Annotated in this window: 17 protein-coding genes and 1 tRNA gene; 10 read left to right on the top strand and 8 right to left on the bottom strand. The window is 32.4% G+C overall.

Translation table 11 applies throughout. From position 1 onward, the window contains the following. Positions 1-137 precede the first annotated feature (137 nt). The 3 genes from AC4FQ3_RS08915 to AC4FQ3_RS08905 form a co-directional block, all read right to left on the bottom strand. Positions 138-1,127 carry a hypothetical protein gene (locus tag AC4FQ3_RS08915; RefSeq protein ID WP_491181627.1) on the bottom strand — a complete coding sequence of 330 codons (990 nt, stop codon included), beginning with the start codon at positions 1,125-1,127 and terminating at the stop codon, positions 138-140. 170 nt (positions 1,128-1,297) lie between these two features. After that, positions 1,298-1,882 carry a hypothetical protein gene (locus AC4FQ3_RS08910; protein WP_491181626.1) on the bottom strand — a complete coding sequence of 195 codons (585 nt, stop codon included), beginning with the start codon at positions 1,880-1,882 and terminating at the stop codon, positions 1,298-1,300. A 67-nt stretch (positions 1,883-1,949) separates the two neighbouring features. Beyond that, on the bottom strand, positions 1,950-2,249 hold the full coding sequence (locus AC4FQ3_RS08905) for a hypothetical protein (RefSeq protein WP_042563285.1): 300 nt from the start codon (positions 2,247-2,249) through the stop codon (positions 1,950-1,952). A 130-nt stretch (positions 2,250-2,379) separates the two neighbouring features. On the opposite strand from AC4FQ3_RS08905, the gene AC4FQ3_RS08900 reads away from it, so the two are divergent. The 6 genes from AC4FQ3_RS08900 (at position 2,380) to AC4FQ3_RS08875 (ending at position 8,769) form a co-directional block, all read left to right on the top strand. Next, the gene (locus tag AC4FQ3_RS08900) at positions 2,380-2,964 is read left to right on the top strand and encodes an RNA polymerase sigma factor (protein WP_042563286.1); all 585 of its coding nucleotides are present in this window, start codon (positions 2,380-2,382) and stop codon (positions 2,962-2,964) included. Between the two features lie 2 nt (positions 2,965-2,966). Then, entirely contained in the window at positions 2,967-3,686 is a 720-nt protein-coding gene (locus tag AC4FQ3_RS08895) for a tetratricopeptide repeat protein (RefSeq protein WP_491181625.1), read from the top strand. Between the two features lie 119 nt (positions 3,687-3,805). Next, positions 3,806-5,458 (top strand): S41 family peptidase, encoded by a 1,653-nt coding sequence (locus AC4FQ3_RS08890; RefSeq protein ID WP_491181624.1) that lies wholly within the window; start codon positions 3,806-3,808, stop codon positions 5,456-5,458. A 312-nt stretch (positions 5,459-5,770) separates the two neighbouring features. Further along, positions 5,771-6,550: a TatD family hydrolase gene (locus AC4FQ3_RS08885; RefSeq protein ID WP_491181623.1), complete on the top strand. Its 780-nt coding sequence runs from the start codon at positions 5,771-5,773 to the stop codon at positions 6,548-6,550. Between the two features lie 61 nt (positions 6,551-6,611). Then, a complete protein-coding gene (locus AC4FQ3_RS08880) occupies positions 6,612-7,748 on the top strand; it encodes a 1-acyl-sn-glycerol-3-phosphate acyltransferase (RefSeq protein WP_491181622.1) in 1,137 nt (378 codons plus the stop codon). Next, a complete protein-coding gene (locus AC4FQ3_RS08875; RefSeq protein ID WP_491181621.1) occupies positions 7,738-8,769 on the top strand; it encodes an asparaginase in 1,032 nt (343 codons plus the stop codon). The genes AC4FQ3_RS08880 and AC4FQ3_RS08875 overlap by 11 nt, the downstream gene beginning before the upstream one ends. Positions 8,770-8,986: 217 nt before the next feature. On the opposite strand, the gene AC4FQ3_RS08870 is transcribed toward AC4FQ3_RS08875, so the two are convergent. Continuing rightward, the gene (locus AC4FQ3_RS08870; RefSeq protein ID WP_491181620.1) at positions 8,987-10,219 is read right to left on the bottom strand and encodes an MFS transporter; all 1,233 of its coding nucleotides are present in this window, start codon (positions 10,217-10,219) and stop codon (positions 8,987-8,989) included. A gap of 90 nt (positions 10,220-10,309) precedes the next feature. On the opposite strand from AC4FQ3_RS08870, the gene AC4FQ3_RS08865 reads away from it, so the two are divergent. The 4 genes from AC4FQ3_RS08865 to AC4FQ3_RS08850 all read left to right on the top strand — a co-directional run bounded on the left by AC4FQ3_RS08865 (position 10,310) and on the right by AC4FQ3_RS08850 (position 12,912). Further along, positions 10,310-11,185: a LysR substrate-binding domain-containing protein gene (locus AC4FQ3_RS08865; RefSeq protein ID WP_042563293.1), complete on the top strand. Its 876-nt coding sequence runs from the start codon at positions 10,310-10,312 to the stop codon at positions 11,183-11,185. 59 nt (positions 11,186-11,244) lie between these two features. Further along, positions 11,245-11,331, top strand: a tRNA-Ser gene (locus AC4FQ3_RS08860). Positions 11,332-11,545: 214 nt separating this feature from the next. Further along, positions 11,546-11,905, top strand: a complete 360-nt coding sequence (locus tag AC4FQ3_RS08855; RefSeq protein ID WP_491181619.1) for a type II toxin-antitoxin system MqsR family toxin — start codon at positions 11,546-11,548, stop codon at positions 11,903-11,905. Beyond that, positions 11,902-12,912 carry a type II toxin-antitoxin system antitoxin SocA domain-containing protein gene (locus AC4FQ3_RS08850; protein WP_491181618.1) on the top strand — a complete coding sequence of 337 codons (1,011 nt, stop codon included), beginning with the start codon at positions 11,902-11,904 and terminating at the stop codon, positions 12,910-12,912. Before AC4FQ3_RS08855 ends, AC4FQ3_RS08850 begins: the two co-directional genes overlap by 4 nt. A gap of 55 nt (positions 12,913-12,967) precedes the next feature. Here the strand turns inward: AC4FQ3_RS08850 and AC4FQ3_RS08845 are convergent, their stop codons facing one another. From AC4FQ3_RS08845 to AC4FQ3_RS08830, 4 genes are all read right to left on the bottom strand, one after another. Then, the gene (locus AC4FQ3_RS08845; RefSeq protein WP_491181617.1) at positions 12,968-13,474 is read right to left on the bottom strand and encodes a GNAT family N-acetyltransferase; all 507 of its coding nucleotides are present in this window, start codon (positions 13,472-13,474) and stop codon (positions 12,968-12,970) included. Between the two features lie 79 nt (positions 13,475-13,553). Further along, positions 13,554-14,513: a nitrilase family protein gene (locus AC4FQ3_RS08840; RefSeq protein WP_491181616.1), complete on the bottom strand. Its 960-nt coding sequence runs from the start codon at positions 14,511-14,513 to the stop codon at positions 13,554-13,556. Positions 14,514-14,583: 70 nt separating this feature from the next. Next, positions 14,584-15,408, bottom strand: coding sequence for an AraC family transcriptional regulator (locus AC4FQ3_RS08835; protein ID WP_491181615.1), 825 nt, complete (start codon positions 15,406-15,408; stop codon positions 14,584-14,586). Between the two features lie 51 nt (positions 15,409-15,459). Beyond that, the gene (locus tag AC4FQ3_RS08830) at positions 15,460-15,888 is read right to left on the bottom strand and encodes an antibiotic biosynthesis monooxygenase family protein (protein WP_491181614.1); all 429 of its coding nucleotides are present in this window, start codon (positions 15,886-15,888) and stop codon (positions 15,460-15,462) included. Between the last annotated feature and the right edge of the window lie 46 nt (positions 15,889-15,934).

Genomic DNA, 15,934 nt, shown 5'->3' with positions numbered 1-15,934 from the left:
TTCTTTAGCCAGGAAAAGATTGAAACGAATAGCAGGATTAGCTTCTGAAAATCATCAGAGTTAATTTTAAAACTGGATTAAATGTAAAAAAAAGTGATGAGCAAATCACCACTTTTTCTTAAAAAGTATTTTCTAACTTACTGAATAGCATTGATTGCGGCTACCAGTTGCGCTTCGGTACCAACGGTTGTTTCGGAAAGTGTGAAGGTATAAATATCGTTTGCAGCAACGGTTACCGCTTTAATTGCATATCGCCATTGACCATTATCTTCGGTTACAAAAATCACGTGACAAGCTAAACCAATTGGAATTTGTCCGTAATGTTCGCTAAATAATCCTTGTGGGGTATAAGTGTCCAATTTTGCAAGTGCATTTGTTCCTTCACCATCGTAAGAAAGATAAACGGCACTATTTTCATTGTCGTAACCTTCTGGAACATCAACAAGAAGTGTTGTTTTAGGTCTCGGATCGCTATAAAAACGGTCTACATTTGTCCATCCAAAATTACCAAATGTTACATAATAATTTGCACCTTCGCCTTGCACGCCTCCTTTTCCTCCGCCATTTCCGTCAGCATTTGGTTTATTTTCTCTCCAGGCCAATTCTCCGTTGTCGTCAATTGCACCGTTCCATAATGTCATTGCATTATCAAGTCCGTCAGTTAAAGCAGTTGGAACAATTAAATTCATCGTACAGGAAGTTTGAAGTTCAACGCCGCCCTGAGTAGCTTTGATGAAGAATTCTCCACCGGAAATTAATAAGTTTTTCTTTCCGTCAGCAGTAACTCCCATTGTTGGTTTGTTGGTTACCAGCATGTTTCCCTTGTCAAAAAGTTCAATATATTCAATTTCAATAGTTCCGGTTACCGCATTTCCGTTTTTGGTTAAACAGTCTCCGTTAATGTTTAATTTTACTCCTTTTGCAGAAGTTAGCGTGATCAGACCATTTCCGGCAGTTGCTGTAAAATTTTGTGTATTTCTTTTAACCCCTTTTTCGCTAATACTTTTAAAAGCTCCTGAAGTTGGCGGAAGAACAATATTATCTTCGCCGTCGCTGTTATTGTCGCAACTTACAAATGAAAATAGTGCTAAGCATAAAAGTCCTAATTTTTTAAAATTTGTGTTCATGATTTCTAATTTTTATAAATCTGCCCTGATTATTTCAAGTGGTTTCAGATTCTGGTTAATTATAGTTTTTATATTCTTATATCAATTAAGGTTTGATATTGTTACCCTTATTTTTAAAATTTATTTTCTGTAGATATATCAATTGAGAGTTTAAATTGTTACCCTAAATTTTAATTTACTTTAAAACCCAATGCAATATAGGGTTGTGCAAAATCGGGAGCCGGACCTCCGGCACCATAAAAGTTGGAACTTAAAAAAACGGCATTTCCTTGAGTAACAGGATAGGGAACGGTTGTATTGTTTGATTTTCTCAATAAGCGTCCCACGGTTTGGTTAAGCGCGGTATATCCCGGCAGAATGGTTCTTTTAACGGTAATAATATCACCGGAGTTTACTAATACAGGCGTTATTGACTGGTAATCTAAAGTAGTTTGCGAAAAAGTATGTACTCCGCTATAGCTTGTATTTGCAGTTGTATTGATGACTTCCATAGTATAACCGCCGGTGTAAGTGGATGGATTTTGATATCCTACGCTGCAAATTTCTCCATTGGCATTAATCTGGATCGTATATTCATGCGTTTCCAAATCCATTGTTGTAAGGTCGTTATAGCCATTTGCAGCTGTAAAAGCATTTGTAATTAATGTAGAAACATAAGTTGTATCACATACATTATTTGTTGGGTTGTTGTCGTTATCACAGCTGCTTATTAAAGTTGCCGCAAAACAAAATATCAAAGTTTTAATTGTTTTCATGATTTCTAATTTTATAGTTTAGTAATAGATGTTTTTTGATGAAAAATTGTTACCCTAAATTTTTAATTTATTTCGAAAGACATTTTTCTTCAAATAAATTTCCGTCTTCATCAAGTGCGACTAGTATGTCTTTTTTCCGCGAAAGCGAAACAATTAAACAGATCCACACAACAGACCAAATTCCGAATGTGATAACTGTAAGGAAGAAATGAAACGGATGATTGATTTCTTTTTTTTCTTTGGATAAAACGGCATAAGGCAATTTTTCGTTATGCTCGATAATCACAAAACCGTTTCTGATTTTAGAAGAAAGGGTTTTATGAAATTGATCCAGATTTTTTTGATTTATTAATTGGTAACTTTCCATTTCTTTTAATTTTTAATTGTTTTTAAAAGAGTTTTATATTGCTATATCAACTTGATTTTATAATTGTTACCCCATTATTGAGAATTTATTTTGAGATTATTTTTACATTAGCTATTTAAAAGTTGTTTTTATGGGCAAAATCAAAATTCATCCCGATCAAAAATATATCGAAGGACTTGCGGCTAATAACTCGGCAATCATTCAGGAGATTTATAAAAAGTTCGTTCCCAAGGTTGTCTTTTATATAAAGAACAATTCCGGCGATCAGGATCATGCTCAGGATGTGGTTCAGGAAATCATGATTTTGCTTTTTAATCAGGCAAAAAACAAAACGCTGGAACTCACTTGTCCTTTTGATGCTTACTTTTTCTTGTTATGCAAAAGAAAATGGCTCAACGAATTGAAAAAAACATCTAATAAAGGGGTAACAATTCATGAAGATGTGGGATCTATAAATGAATGCGGAGTGGAATTGGTAGAGCAGACCGAACAATTTAATGAAAAACAACAGCTTTTTGATGCTATGTTTCTAAAATTGGGAGACAAATGTCAGGAATTATTAAAGTTGAGTTTTACCATTAAGTCGATGGAAGAAGTCGCCGAAAAACTCAATGTAACATACGGTTATGTTCGCAAGAAAAAATCGTTGTGCATTGGCCAGTTAACACAATGGATTCAGGAAAACAACAACTTTAAATCGCTAAAAAATAATTAGTCATGAACGAAGAACGTTACATAACATTCGATCAATATCTTCAGGATGAAATGACTGTTGGAGAGAAAAATAGTTTTGAAAAACAATTGGCAGAAGATCCTGAATTTGCTTCAGAATTTGAAACTTTTAAAAACGTACATCTTCAGCTGGAAACTAAATTTGGATATGAACAGGAAAGAGAAGCTTTCAAAGAAAATCTAATAAAAGTTTCAGATAAACATTTCAATAAACCAAAAGTAATTGCACTAAAACCTTGGTATTATGGTGCTGCGGCAGCGGCAGTAATTTTGATGGGATTGTTTTTTTATAATTATAGTCAAAAGCCTTCTTTTGAAGATTTTAATCATCCGGAATCGGCTTATTTTACAGAAAGAGGCAATGTTGAGGCAACGCTAAAACAAGCAGAAACAACATTTAATTCAAAGGAATATAAAAAAGCAATTCCGCTTTTTGAATCTATTTTGAAAGAAAATCATACACCGGAAATTCAATATTTTTACGGAGTTTCATTATTACAAGACAATCAAATCATAAAAGCCCAAAATGTTTTTAATCAACTAAAATCAGGAACTTCGGTCTATAAAGATAAAGCAACGTGGAATTTAGCTTTAATTAAATTAAAACAAAAAAATTACAACACTTGTAAAGAAATCCTGCTTACAATTCCTGAGGATTATGAAGATTATGTTGAGGTTCAGATTTTGTTGAGAGAATTGGAATAAATTATAAACTTTTGTCACTTTACGTAAACCCGTAATCGAATTTAGATTTTAATATCTAAATTCGATTTTTTTATTAAGAATTTACCACGATACCTTATGATTTTAATCCAAATTAACGAATGAAAAAAATTACTTTATTATTTCTTCTTGTTCTTTCTCAAACCATCTTTGGTGCTAAAATTACCGAAACCGAAAAACTTGCTGCAACCTGCAAAGTTTGGGGTTTTCTAAAATATTATCACCCAAAAGTCGCCAACGGCGATTTTAATTGGGATGAAAAACTTTTTGAGGTTTTGCCGAAAATTGAAAGCGCAAAAAACAAAGAAGAATATTCAGCAGTAATAGAAAAATGGATAGATGATCTGGGAGTTGTACCCACAAATAAACCTCTTGCTGATGATCCGAAAAAAGATTTTTTTAATGAAAATCTAAACTTAGACTGGATACAAAAAGACAAATTGTTTTCTAAAAGCCTTTCTAATAAATTGAAATTTATAACAGACAATAGATTTCAAGGAGCAAATCATTATGTAAACCGTGAAGGAAAAGAAGTCAGTTTTCAGTTTGTTAACGAGCCGGAATATGCAGAAGTTTTATGGACAAATAAAAATTTACGTCTTCTTACTTTATTCCGTTTTTGGAACTATGTAGAATATTTTTTCCCATATAAATATAAAATGGATCAAAAATGGGATGATGCTTTGGTTGAAATTTTACCACACATAAGTGCTTCGGCTTCTGAAAAAGAGTTTTTATTAGCAATGCGCGAAATATCTATTAAACTTAACGATACTCATGCAGCGACTTTTAATATGCAAATGATGCAGTATTTAGGCGGGGAGAAATATACTGCTTTTGGGACTAAATTCATAGATGATAAAGCCGTAATTACTACTATAGCAAATGATTCTTTAGCAAAGATTGACGATTTAAAAATAGGAGACGTTATCACTAAAATTGACGGCATAACGGTCGCTCAAAAATTAGACGAACTCCTAAAATATATGCAGGGTTCTAATAGGCCAGCGGCTATATTAAATGGGACCCTTGTAATGTTTACAGGAAATACAGATGATTTTGAAGTTGAATTTATTAGAGATAATGTCACTTCGGTAAAAAAAATACATCGTTATCCGAATGGAAAAATTAAAAGATCACCGCCAAAAAATAGTCCAAATTGGGAAATTCTGGAAAACAACATTGGTTACGTGAAAATGAATAAAGTACCAAAAGAAGAAGTGCCGGAAATGATGGAGAAATTAAAGAATACACAAGCTATAATTTTCGATGTTAGAAACAGACCTACATACACCGATTTTTTAGTTAGTGAATATTTAAATCCGGAACCGAAACCTATTTTGAGATTACTTTATCAGGATTTGAGTTATCCTGGACGTTACTATTTTAGTGATGAGATGGAAGAATGTGGTAAAATCAATACAGATTATTACAAAGGCAAAGTAATTGTTTTGGTAAATTCTGGAACTCATAGTTTTGGAGAACAAACAGCAATGAGTTTGCAAACGGCACCAAATACAACTGTTATTGGCAGTCAAACTTCTGGTGCCGACGGTCCAAATTATTACTTTAAGATTATCAAAGGTTTTGATTCCTCTTTTACTTCAGCAGGTGTTTTTTATCCAAATAAAAAAGAAACGCAACGCATCGGTATTGTTCCTGATATTGAAGTAAAACCAACTATTTTTGGTGCTCAACAAGGAAAAGACGAAGTATTGGATAGAGCTAAATTGTTTGCTAAAAACGGGAAATAAAAGTGAATATTAATTTGTCGCTTGCTTTGTTAGACTGAGCGATCCCGAAGCTTCGGGAGAAGTCCACAAAGAGAATCATCAGAGCTACCTTTGTCAAAGTTTAAAACTTTGACAAAGTTTTTATTCGTATTCAAACCTGACAGGGTTTAAAAACCTGTCGGGTTTACTTTGCGGCAAAGAGAAAAAAATCCGCGCCCAATCCGCGTTTTCACGAAGTGAATCCGTGTCACCCGTGTGCCATTTTTGTCATAACATTCAAATTGGGAAAGTTTTTAATATTGTCGTAATTTTGAACCTTTAAAAATTAGAAAATTGAATTCAACGACAATAATTACCGATACACATACCCATTTATATTCTGAAGAATTTGATCAGGATCGCGACGAAATGATTCAAAGAGCCATTGATGCCGGTGTAACCCGCTTTTTTATTCCTGCAATAGATGCCGCTGCAACACAATCAATGTACGATTTAGAGCAAAATTATCCGGATAATGTGTTTTTAATGATGGGTTTGCATCCCACTTACGTGAAAGATAATTATCTGGAGGAGTTGAAGCACGTTGAAGCTGAATTGGCGAAAAGAAAATTCTACGCCGTTGGTGAAATCGGGATTGATTTGTATTGGGATAAAACACATTTAAAAGAACAGCAAATTGCTTTTAAAAGACAAATCCAATTAGCAAAACAATACAAACTGCCAATCGTAATTCATTGTCGCGAAGCTTTTGATGAAATTTTTGCAATTTTGGAAGAAGAAAAATCAGATGATTTGTTTGGGATTTTTCACTGTTTCTCCGGAACTCACGAACAAGCTTTACAGGCAATATCCTATAATATGAAACTGGGAATTGGCGGAGTTGTAACTTTTAAGAACGGAAAAATTGATCAATTTTTAAATCAAATCGAATTAAAACATATCGTTCTTGAAACTGATTCGCCGTATTTAGCACCAATTCCGTATCGCGGAAAACGAAATGAAAGCGGTTATTTGGTAAATGTTATTGCCAAATTAGCCGATATATATGATGTTTCTGAAGAAGAAATAGCGACAATTACAACGCAAAATTCAAAAGACGTTTTTGGGATTTAACCCTATAGTTACTTAACTTTAGTTTTTTTTTTGTTCTTTTGCCCACTAAAAATAGATATTAATGCAGAAATTTGATGCCATTCGACCGTTTTATGATTCTGAAATAAATGAAGCACTTCATGATGTTGTCAATCATCCGATGATGAAAACCATGATGAACTTTACTTTTCCGGAAGTAGAAGATGAGGTTTGGAAAGAGCAGCTTAAGAAAACACATTCGATTCGTGATTTTCAATGCAACTTTATTTATAATACCATCCAAAAGGTTCTTGAAAAAAGTTCTGAAGGACTTACAACTTCAGGATTTGAGAAACTTGAAAAAAATACTTCTTACTTATTTATTTCGAATCACAGAGATATTCTTTTAGATACAACCTTATTAAATGTTTGTTTGTTCGAGCATGGTTTGGTAATGACAGCATCTGCAATTGGAGACAATCTGGTTAAAAAAGCATTTTTGAGCACATTGGCAAAACTGAATAGAAACTTTTTGGTTTTAAGAGGTTTAACGCCGAGAGAAATGCTGCAGAGTTCTAAATTGCTGGCAGAATATATGGGACAATTATTGCTTCGCGAAAATCGTTCGGTTTGGATAGCTCAAAGAGAAGGACGTACGAAAGACGGAAACGACGAAACTAACCCTGGCGTTTTAAAAATGATTGGAATGGGCTCTGATGAAGCCAATTTGATGGATTATTTTAAGAAATTAAGAATCGTTCCGGTTTCAATTTCATACGAATATGATCCTACGGATGTTTTGAAAATGCCGCAATTAATGGCAGAAGCAAACAATGAAGTTTACGTTAAAGATAAAAATGAGGATTTCATGACCATTTTGAGTGGTATTATGGGAACCAAAAAAAGAATACATATTTCTGTTGGTGATGTTCTGGATACAGAAATAGATAAGATTGTGGCTGAAAATGACAATGCCAACAAACAAGTTCAGGCGCTGGCACAAGTAATTGATGATTCTATCTTGAAGAATTACCAATTGTGGCCAACAAATTTTATTGCTTACGATATATTAAACGAAACTGATAAGTTCTCTCATTTGTACAAAGAAACTGAGAAATCACTTTTTGAGCGTCGTTTAGAAATGCGTATTGGCAGCGATAATCCTGTTACAAGACTAGGATTTTTATCAATGTATGCCAATCCAGTTGTTAATAAACTAAAGTATCAGGATGTCATCTAAAGCTAAAATACTTTTAATTTATACCGGCGGAACCATCGGTATGAGCAAAGATTTTGCAACTGGTGCACTCAAAGCGTTTAACTTTGATAAACTATTGCAGAACATTCCTGAAATTGAACAATTAGATTGCGAAATTGAAACAGTTTCATTCGAACACCCAATAGATTCATCGAACATGAATCCTGAAATGTGGACGAAAATTGCTGAAATCATCGAAGAGAATTATAATTCTTATGATGGATTTATAGTATTACATGGTTCAGATACAATGTCATATTCGGCATCTGCATTGAGTTTTATGCTGGAGAATTTGGCAAAACCGGTTGTGTTTACGGGTTCTCAATTGCCAATTGGTGATTTGCGTACCGATGCAAAAGAAAACCTGATAACGGCAATTCAAATTGCTTCTCTTCAGGAAAACGGAGAACCGGTTATCAAAGAAGTTTGCTTGTATTTTGAATATAAATTGTACAGGGGAAACCGAACTTCAAAAGTAAATGCAGAACATTTTAGAGCTTTTACAGCGCCTAATTATCCTGAATTGGTAGAATCCGGTGTTCATCTTAAATTAAACTCACATTTATTTCTTCCTGTAAAAAAAGAGGCGAAACTAATTGTCCATAAAAAATTAGACAATCATGTTGCTATAATAAAAATGTTTCCGGGAATGAGCGAAGTTGTTTTGTCTTCAATTCTTGAAATTAAGGATTTAAAAGGGATTGTTTTAGAAACCTATGGATCAGGAAATGCTCCAACCGAAGATTGGTTTTTAAATTTAATACAGAAAGCCATTCAATCCGGCCTTCATATTGTAAATGTTACACAATGTTCTGGCGGAAGTGTAAATATGGGACAATACGAAACAAGTACAAAACTAAAATCTCTGGGCGTTATTTCAGGAAAAGATATTACTACAGAAGCCGCAATTACAAAATTGATGTATTTGTTGGGTCATAATATTCCGCCAGCTGAATTTAAAGATGTTTTTGAAACGGCGCTGCGTGGGGAAATTTCATTATAAAATTATTTCACCATATAAGTGATATAAGTTCATTTTAGAAGAAGTTAAAAAAATGAATTGATTTCGTTTGTCAGATCGAGCGGAGTCGAGATGCTGCAAGTAGCTCCGTTCCTAATGTACCAGTCTTTGTCGAGTTTCTTGTGGAGATTTCTCGTTCCTCGAAATGACAAGATTGTAGATAGACGATTGGAATTTGGATTTAAAAAAATTGGAATTTTTAATCTTTATACTGAACCGGACAAGTTTCCAACTCTTCTTCAGCACTCTGTTTTTTATAATACACATAAACAATTACCGAAATAATACAGATAATTCCCTGAATGGCAACTGTATTTCTGGTTCCGATGATGTGTGAAACGTAACCAATGATTAAACTTCCTACCGGAATCATTCCCTGATAGGCCATTAAATAATAACTAATGCTTCTTGAACGCATATTAACGGCACTTTGCGTTTGAATGTAAATGTTTATAGATGAGGTTTGTGCCATCATCCCTACACCGCTCAAAGCCATGCAAATAAGCGCCACAGTTAAACTATTTGAATAGGCTAGTATAATGATGCTAAAACCTAATAATAAGCTCGCAGCAATCATTATTTTGCCCATAATATCAGATCTTTTAAGATTTGCCAGATAAATGGCTGATAAAATAGAACCAATTCCGGCTGCGCTTTCAAACCAGCTGAAAGTTTGGGCGTTTCCGCTAAAAATATCTTTTGCAAAAACAGGCATTAAAGTATTAAAAGAAATAACGAATAAGCTGCTGCACATTAGCATCAAAAGCATTTTTGCCATTTCTACTTCTTTTTTTACATAATCAAAACCTTCGATAAAATCTTCCAGCATTTTAAATTTATCTTTTGCTTTAATATGCGGAGTTATTTTCATCATTAATAAAGAAATTAAAACGGGAATGTAGCTAAGGAAATTTCCAATAAAACAAATGTCTTCGCCATATTGGTGTAAAATAATTCCGGCGAGAGCAGGACCTGCAATTCGGGCAAAATTATTCAAAGTAGAATTTAGGGCAACCGCGTTTGATAAATCTTCTTTATTGTCAACAATGTCAATCATCATCGTTTGTCTGCAAGTCATATCAAAAGAGTTTATAATTCCCTGAAAAAGACTTAATGCTAAAATAAAATTGATATTATATATTTTAAAGTAAATCAATAAAGCCAAAGCTCCAGCCTGAAACATTGCGAGAGACTGTAATAAAATCATGGCTTTGTGTCTGTCGTAACGTCCAATAATGCTTCCTGCTAATGGTGCCAAAAACAAAGATGGAATCATACTTAAAAAGGTAGTTAATCCTAATAAGAAAACAGAACCTGTAACACTGTAAACCATCCAGCTTACACCTGTTTTCTGTAACCACGTTCCAACAACAGAAACAGATTGTCCGTAAAAGAATAACTTGAAGTTTTTTGATCTTAACGCTTTAAACATAACCTTAAATATTTTTTACAAAGTTCGGGATTATGATTTCATTAGAAAAATTAATAATTTTACTGATAATAAGTATTTAAACTTATCGATATGGAGATTTATCAATTAGAATATTTTATTAAAACAGCCGAAGTCCTTCATTTTACAAAAGCTGCCGAATTATGCTTTGTAACGCAATCCGGTTTGTCTCAACAAATAAAAAAGCTTGAAGAAGAACTGGGAATGCCTTTGTTTGTAAGGATTGGTAAAAAAGTTCAACTTACCGAAGCAGGTTCTGTTTTCCTGGTTCATGCCAAACAAATTATAGAAAATGTACAAAGCGGCAAACAGGCGATTGACGATTTGAACCAAATGATTGGCGGCGAATTGCGAATTGGCGTAACCTATATTTTCGGACTTTTAGTTTTGCCGGTTGTAAATTTGTTTGCTAAAACATATCCGCATTTAAAAATTGTTGTTGAATATGGCACAACGGAACCTTTGGAACAAAAACTTTTAAACAACGAATTAGATTTGGTTTTGGTCATTTCTTCTAATGAAATTGAACTTCCTTTTCAAAAAGAGCCGTTGTTTAGGTCAAAATTGGTTTTGGCTGTTTCAAAAGCACATCCATTAGCCGTTTTAGATAAGATAACTTTTAAAAAAATAGAAGATCTTCCACTTATTTTACCGGTAAAAGGATTTAATTCGAGAGAGTTTTTGGATGAATTGTTTTTAAAAAACAATATGAAACCAAAAGTTTCGATAGAATTAAACGCAGTTCATGCTTTATTACGTTTGGTAGGCGATAGTGATTATTGGGCTACCATTGTGACAGAGAAAGCTTTACAAGGGTGGAATAATATAAAGGCAATTAACATTACGGGAGTTACAACGCAAAGGGATTCGTTTATGTTAACGATTGAAGGTGCGTATCAAAAGAAAGCCGTAAAACTGTTTATGGAAGAATTTAGAAAAAGCATGTAAGTAATCTTTGATTTTGTTTTTCTAACTCAGTTTTTTTTTTGTTCTTTGCAAACCAAAATAGAGAGGTGTCCGAGTGGTTTAAGGAGCTAGCCTGGAAAGCTAGTATATGGGTAACTGTATCGAGGGTTCGAATCCCTTCCTCTCTGCAAGATAAAACCGTAATTTCATTAAGAATGGAACTACGGTTTTTTTTATCTACAAACATGATTATTTTTCGAATCTAAAATAAAAGCTTTGCTTTTGCTCTACTATTTTTTTATTAGTCTTTAAAGTTGCAATAAGTATTAAAATGTGTTAATTGTGTTACTTTATGGTTGAAATTTTGTATCTTTAAATATATTTGCATACAATTTGATGTTAATGGCTTTAGAAAGAGAGGTAAAAGTTTTTTTAAATGAATTAAAACAATTCTTAAATATTTGGCCTATAGTATTTTTGCATAGACCTAAAAATAGTTTGCAACACCTTGCAGACATTGGTATTACAGCTAATAGACGTTTGGAAATCATTGTCAGTTTAGAAACAGAAGATTATTCCGAAGGACCTTTAAATGAAACTCAACAAAATGGAACAGATATGTGGGTTTTTGGCAAAACAGTTAAAAAAACAGAAATCTACATTAAATTAACTGTTAACAAAAAGACCAATAATATAATTTGTATTTCATTTCACATTGCAGAAGCTCCAATAAATTACCCCCTTAAAAGTAACATAAAATGAAAAGTCCTTTTACAAATAAAGAGATGATTTTACGAAAAGAAAAAAGTATTTTAATATTTCGTAATAAAGAATTTAGTTATGTGTTTCACTATTATTTATGTGAGGATACTAATGAAAAGATCACAACAACAGAATTAGATGAATTAAATATAAATCAAGTTTATAATCAATATAGAGATTTACATAATATTCCATTTCCTGATGAAATTTATAATATTAGAATAAAATACGAACTATCTGCAAATAAAATGTCATTGATATTAGGATTAGGACCAAATAGCTATAGACATTATGAAAAAGGAGAAGTTCCAAGCTTAGTTATTGGTAACTTAATTCAATCTATTATAGGGAATCATAGTGTTTTTAAACAATTAGTCGAGCGGAATAAAGATTTAAGAGACTCTGAGAAAGCAAAAATATTAGAGAGAATTGAATTTATAGAATCAATAGAAAACGATAAAAATTATCATATTGAAAAATATTTAAATTTATATTACGGCGATAACATCCCATGCTTAATGACTGGATATAAAAAAACTGATATAAATAAATTATCAGAAATGGTATTGTTTTTTACAGAAAAGCTACAGCCAACTATTACAGCAATGAATAAATTATTATTTTATTCGGACTTTTTAAATTATAAAAAAACAGCATATTCAATAAGTGGCACAACATATATGGCACATAATTATGGACCAGTACCAATAAAATTTCGTACAATTTACGAATACATGGCAGATCAACAGTTAATAGAACTTAAAGGAGAGGATTTTGGAAATGGTATAATTGGAGAAAAATTTTCACTGACAGAGTATAAAAGCTTTAATTCGGAATTGTTCAGTGAATTTGAATTAAAGATTCTTAATGTAATTGCAAATATTTTTAAAGGTATGAATGCTTCGCAAATAATGAAAGTAAGTCATGAAGAAAAAGCCTGGATTGAAAATGAAAAAGAGAAATCTTTAATAAATTACAATTATAGTTTTGACTTGTTAAATGTATAAATAAAGAAGCTGTCTGTGTTCTGAGGCAGCTTCTTTATTTTGTAGAAAAGATTAATTAAACTTTAATCTCAAACAAACTAAAAGAGCCTTCTTTATAATGTTCAGGTAATTCGCTTGTCCATTCGATGGTACTTATGCCTTTGTAGCCAAAACCACAACTCATATAGTATTTGTTTATTCTTTCGTTTCCACTGTGTGTGTCAAGTCTTATGTATGATTTGTTATTTTCTTTTGCATACGTTTTTGCCCATTCAACGATTTTTTTGACGTACGATTGTCCTCTGAATTTTGGATTTGTTGCAATACGATGAAGATAAATTGCAGGATCTGCACTCGCTTCTTTCCAGATTATTAAATCATTAAAAGTAATAACAAATGTACAGGCAATTTCATTTCCTTCTTTGATGATGAAATGTCGATTTTCTGCTATTTCTTTTTCGATAAGTGCTCTTTCAAAACCTCTCCAGCTTTTATTATTAACTGTTTTTTGATAAGACGTTGCTGCATTGTAGATATCAAAAACAGCATCGATATCTTCATTTTTTGTTTTAAAAAATTCCATTATTTGGTTGTATTCTGTAGATTTATGTATTCTGTAAAGATAAATCTTCGGGTATTGAAAGTTCTATAAATTATTAGTTTTAACTTTTTTTATCAGTTTTTAACCACACCACATTTTGCTGAGATTCGTGATTCTGCCCAATAATATCCCGATATAATTCTGGTCTCCTAGCTTTTATGTAACGATTTCCTCCAGCCTGACTTAGTTTTTCGGGAGTAATTATTGCTGTAGCAAAAGAGTTGTCAAAAGTTCTGCATTCGGCTAAAATATCTCCAAATGGATCAATAATCATCGAACAGCCATTTTTTAATTGATCGTCGTCCATACCAATTGGATTCGAGAATACGGCATAAATAGCATTATCATAAGCTCTTGCGGGCAACCATTTCATTAACCAATCCCGACCTTTCATTCCATCAAATTCTAATCGTAAAGAAGTTGGATCAGCTTCACGGTTTTCCCAAAGTTGAGGTGCAACAAAACCAGCTCCCGGTCGGGTAGAAGGTGTACACATTGTTACGTGTGGCATAAAAATAATATCGGCACCTAAAAGTTTTGTTGCACGAACATTTTCTATAATATTATTGTCGTAACAAATTAAAATGCCGCATTTCCAGCCCTTAATTTCAAAAATACAGTAATTATCTCCTGGGGTGAGATATGGATTTATAAACGGATGTAATTTTCTATATTTTGCGACTAATCCATTTTTGTCAACACAAACATAAGCTTTGAATAGATTATCATTTTTATCTTTTTCAAAAAGGCCTGCTAATATTATGATGTCATTATTTTTTGCAATCTCAGTGAGTTTTAAAATACTTTCCCCATTCGGAATAATTTCCGCCAAATTCAGCATCTGTTCTTTCGATAAGTGCCTTGCAAAGGTATATCCGGTGATAGAACATTCATGAAACGAAATTACATCACAACCCTCATTGGCTGCTTTTTTTGAAAGTTGTTCGATTACAGATAAATTATAGTTTTTATCGCCACTTTTATTCTCAAACTGAGTGGTTGCTATTTTTAGATTTTTCATACATTCTGCTATTTATTTTGGATCAAAAATAGCATTAGTAATATTCTATAAATTGTATAAAACCGACATTTTAAAATGTTGAAGCAGGAAAAGTTTTGATAAGATTATTGGCTAGTTTTCCGCTATTAAATAAATATTCCCGGGGTAATATTCCGGTATGTTTTCTAAAATCCTTTATTAAATGCGATTGATCTGAAAATCCGGCATCGTAACAAATCGCTGTCAGGTTTGTGGTGTCAGATTTATTTTTTAATAATTTTAGAAAATGATGTAGTCTTATAACGTTCCCAAATTTCTTCGGATTTAGACCAATGCATTCTTTGAATTTTCTTTCAAGATGTCTTTCGGTATAGCCGGTGTGTTCAACTAGTTGTTTTACAGAGAAATCTCCTTTGTTTGTAAGGATAAAATCCAAGGAATTATTTATTATAGATTGATTCGAAACCAGCTTGTTATTAATTAAGTTTCTAAAAAAATGATTTAAAAGTTCAACACGTGTTTGATTATTTTGCTGGAATAATTTTTCCTGAAGAGCAGTAACTTTTTGGTCAAAAACTTCTTCCACAGGAATAATAGAATCCTGAAATTCAGTGGCAGGAATTCCTAGTAATTGGTAAATTCCATTAGGCTGGAAAACGACAATGATTAAGGATGTTTCATTTTCAGAATAAATATCTTTAAAACCATGAAGCTGTCCGTATAAAAAAGAAGTTGGTAAATATTTTTTTACTTCATCATTATTAATTTCCGATATAAGTTTACTTTTTAAAGAAAATACCACACCAGTATTACCATCAGAAAACAGTCTAAGTTTTTGAATAGCAGTTGATGCATTATCTAAAAAAAGATAATGTTTGATATATGGCGATAATTCTTTTGATGGTGAAACTTGCATTGTTTAAATCTTAAAAAGCCAGCTTTTACAAAATTAAGTATATTTTACCGATTATGGTTTTACTGATTCTTTGTAAATATTTCTATCCATTGTGATGTTTAATCGGGTAAGCATTTCGGTAATATCAAAACCTTCTTTTTTATATGAAGCTTGGACCGCTTCTTTTGCTTTTTTCAAAACTGCTTCATTTTCCCAAACGGCAATAGTCATGAAAATTAAATTTCCGTGCTCGTCGGTACGTTCGTAAGCCTCGTCTTTTATAAATCCGTTTAAGTTTTTAATAAAGTTTCTGTTGATGTTTACTCTTTGTAAAAATTCTTGTTTTGATTTTTCGGGAACGATAAATTTATCGATAAAAATTTGTTTCATGTTTTCTGATTTTTTGGTTTCTATTTGCGAATTAATGATTGCTGATTGAGCATTTGTTTTAGAGCTAAACAATGTCAAAAAGATAATTCCGATTAAAAGATGTGTTTTCATAATTCTTGATTTTTTGTTGATGTAAAATTCAAGATTATAGAAACCA

It is taken from the genome of Flavobacterium sp. AK-345, from assembly GCF_058310175.1.
The sequence above is the reverse complement of the archived record's forward strand: the minus strand, read 5'-3'. Positions and strand labels throughout refer to the sequence as shown.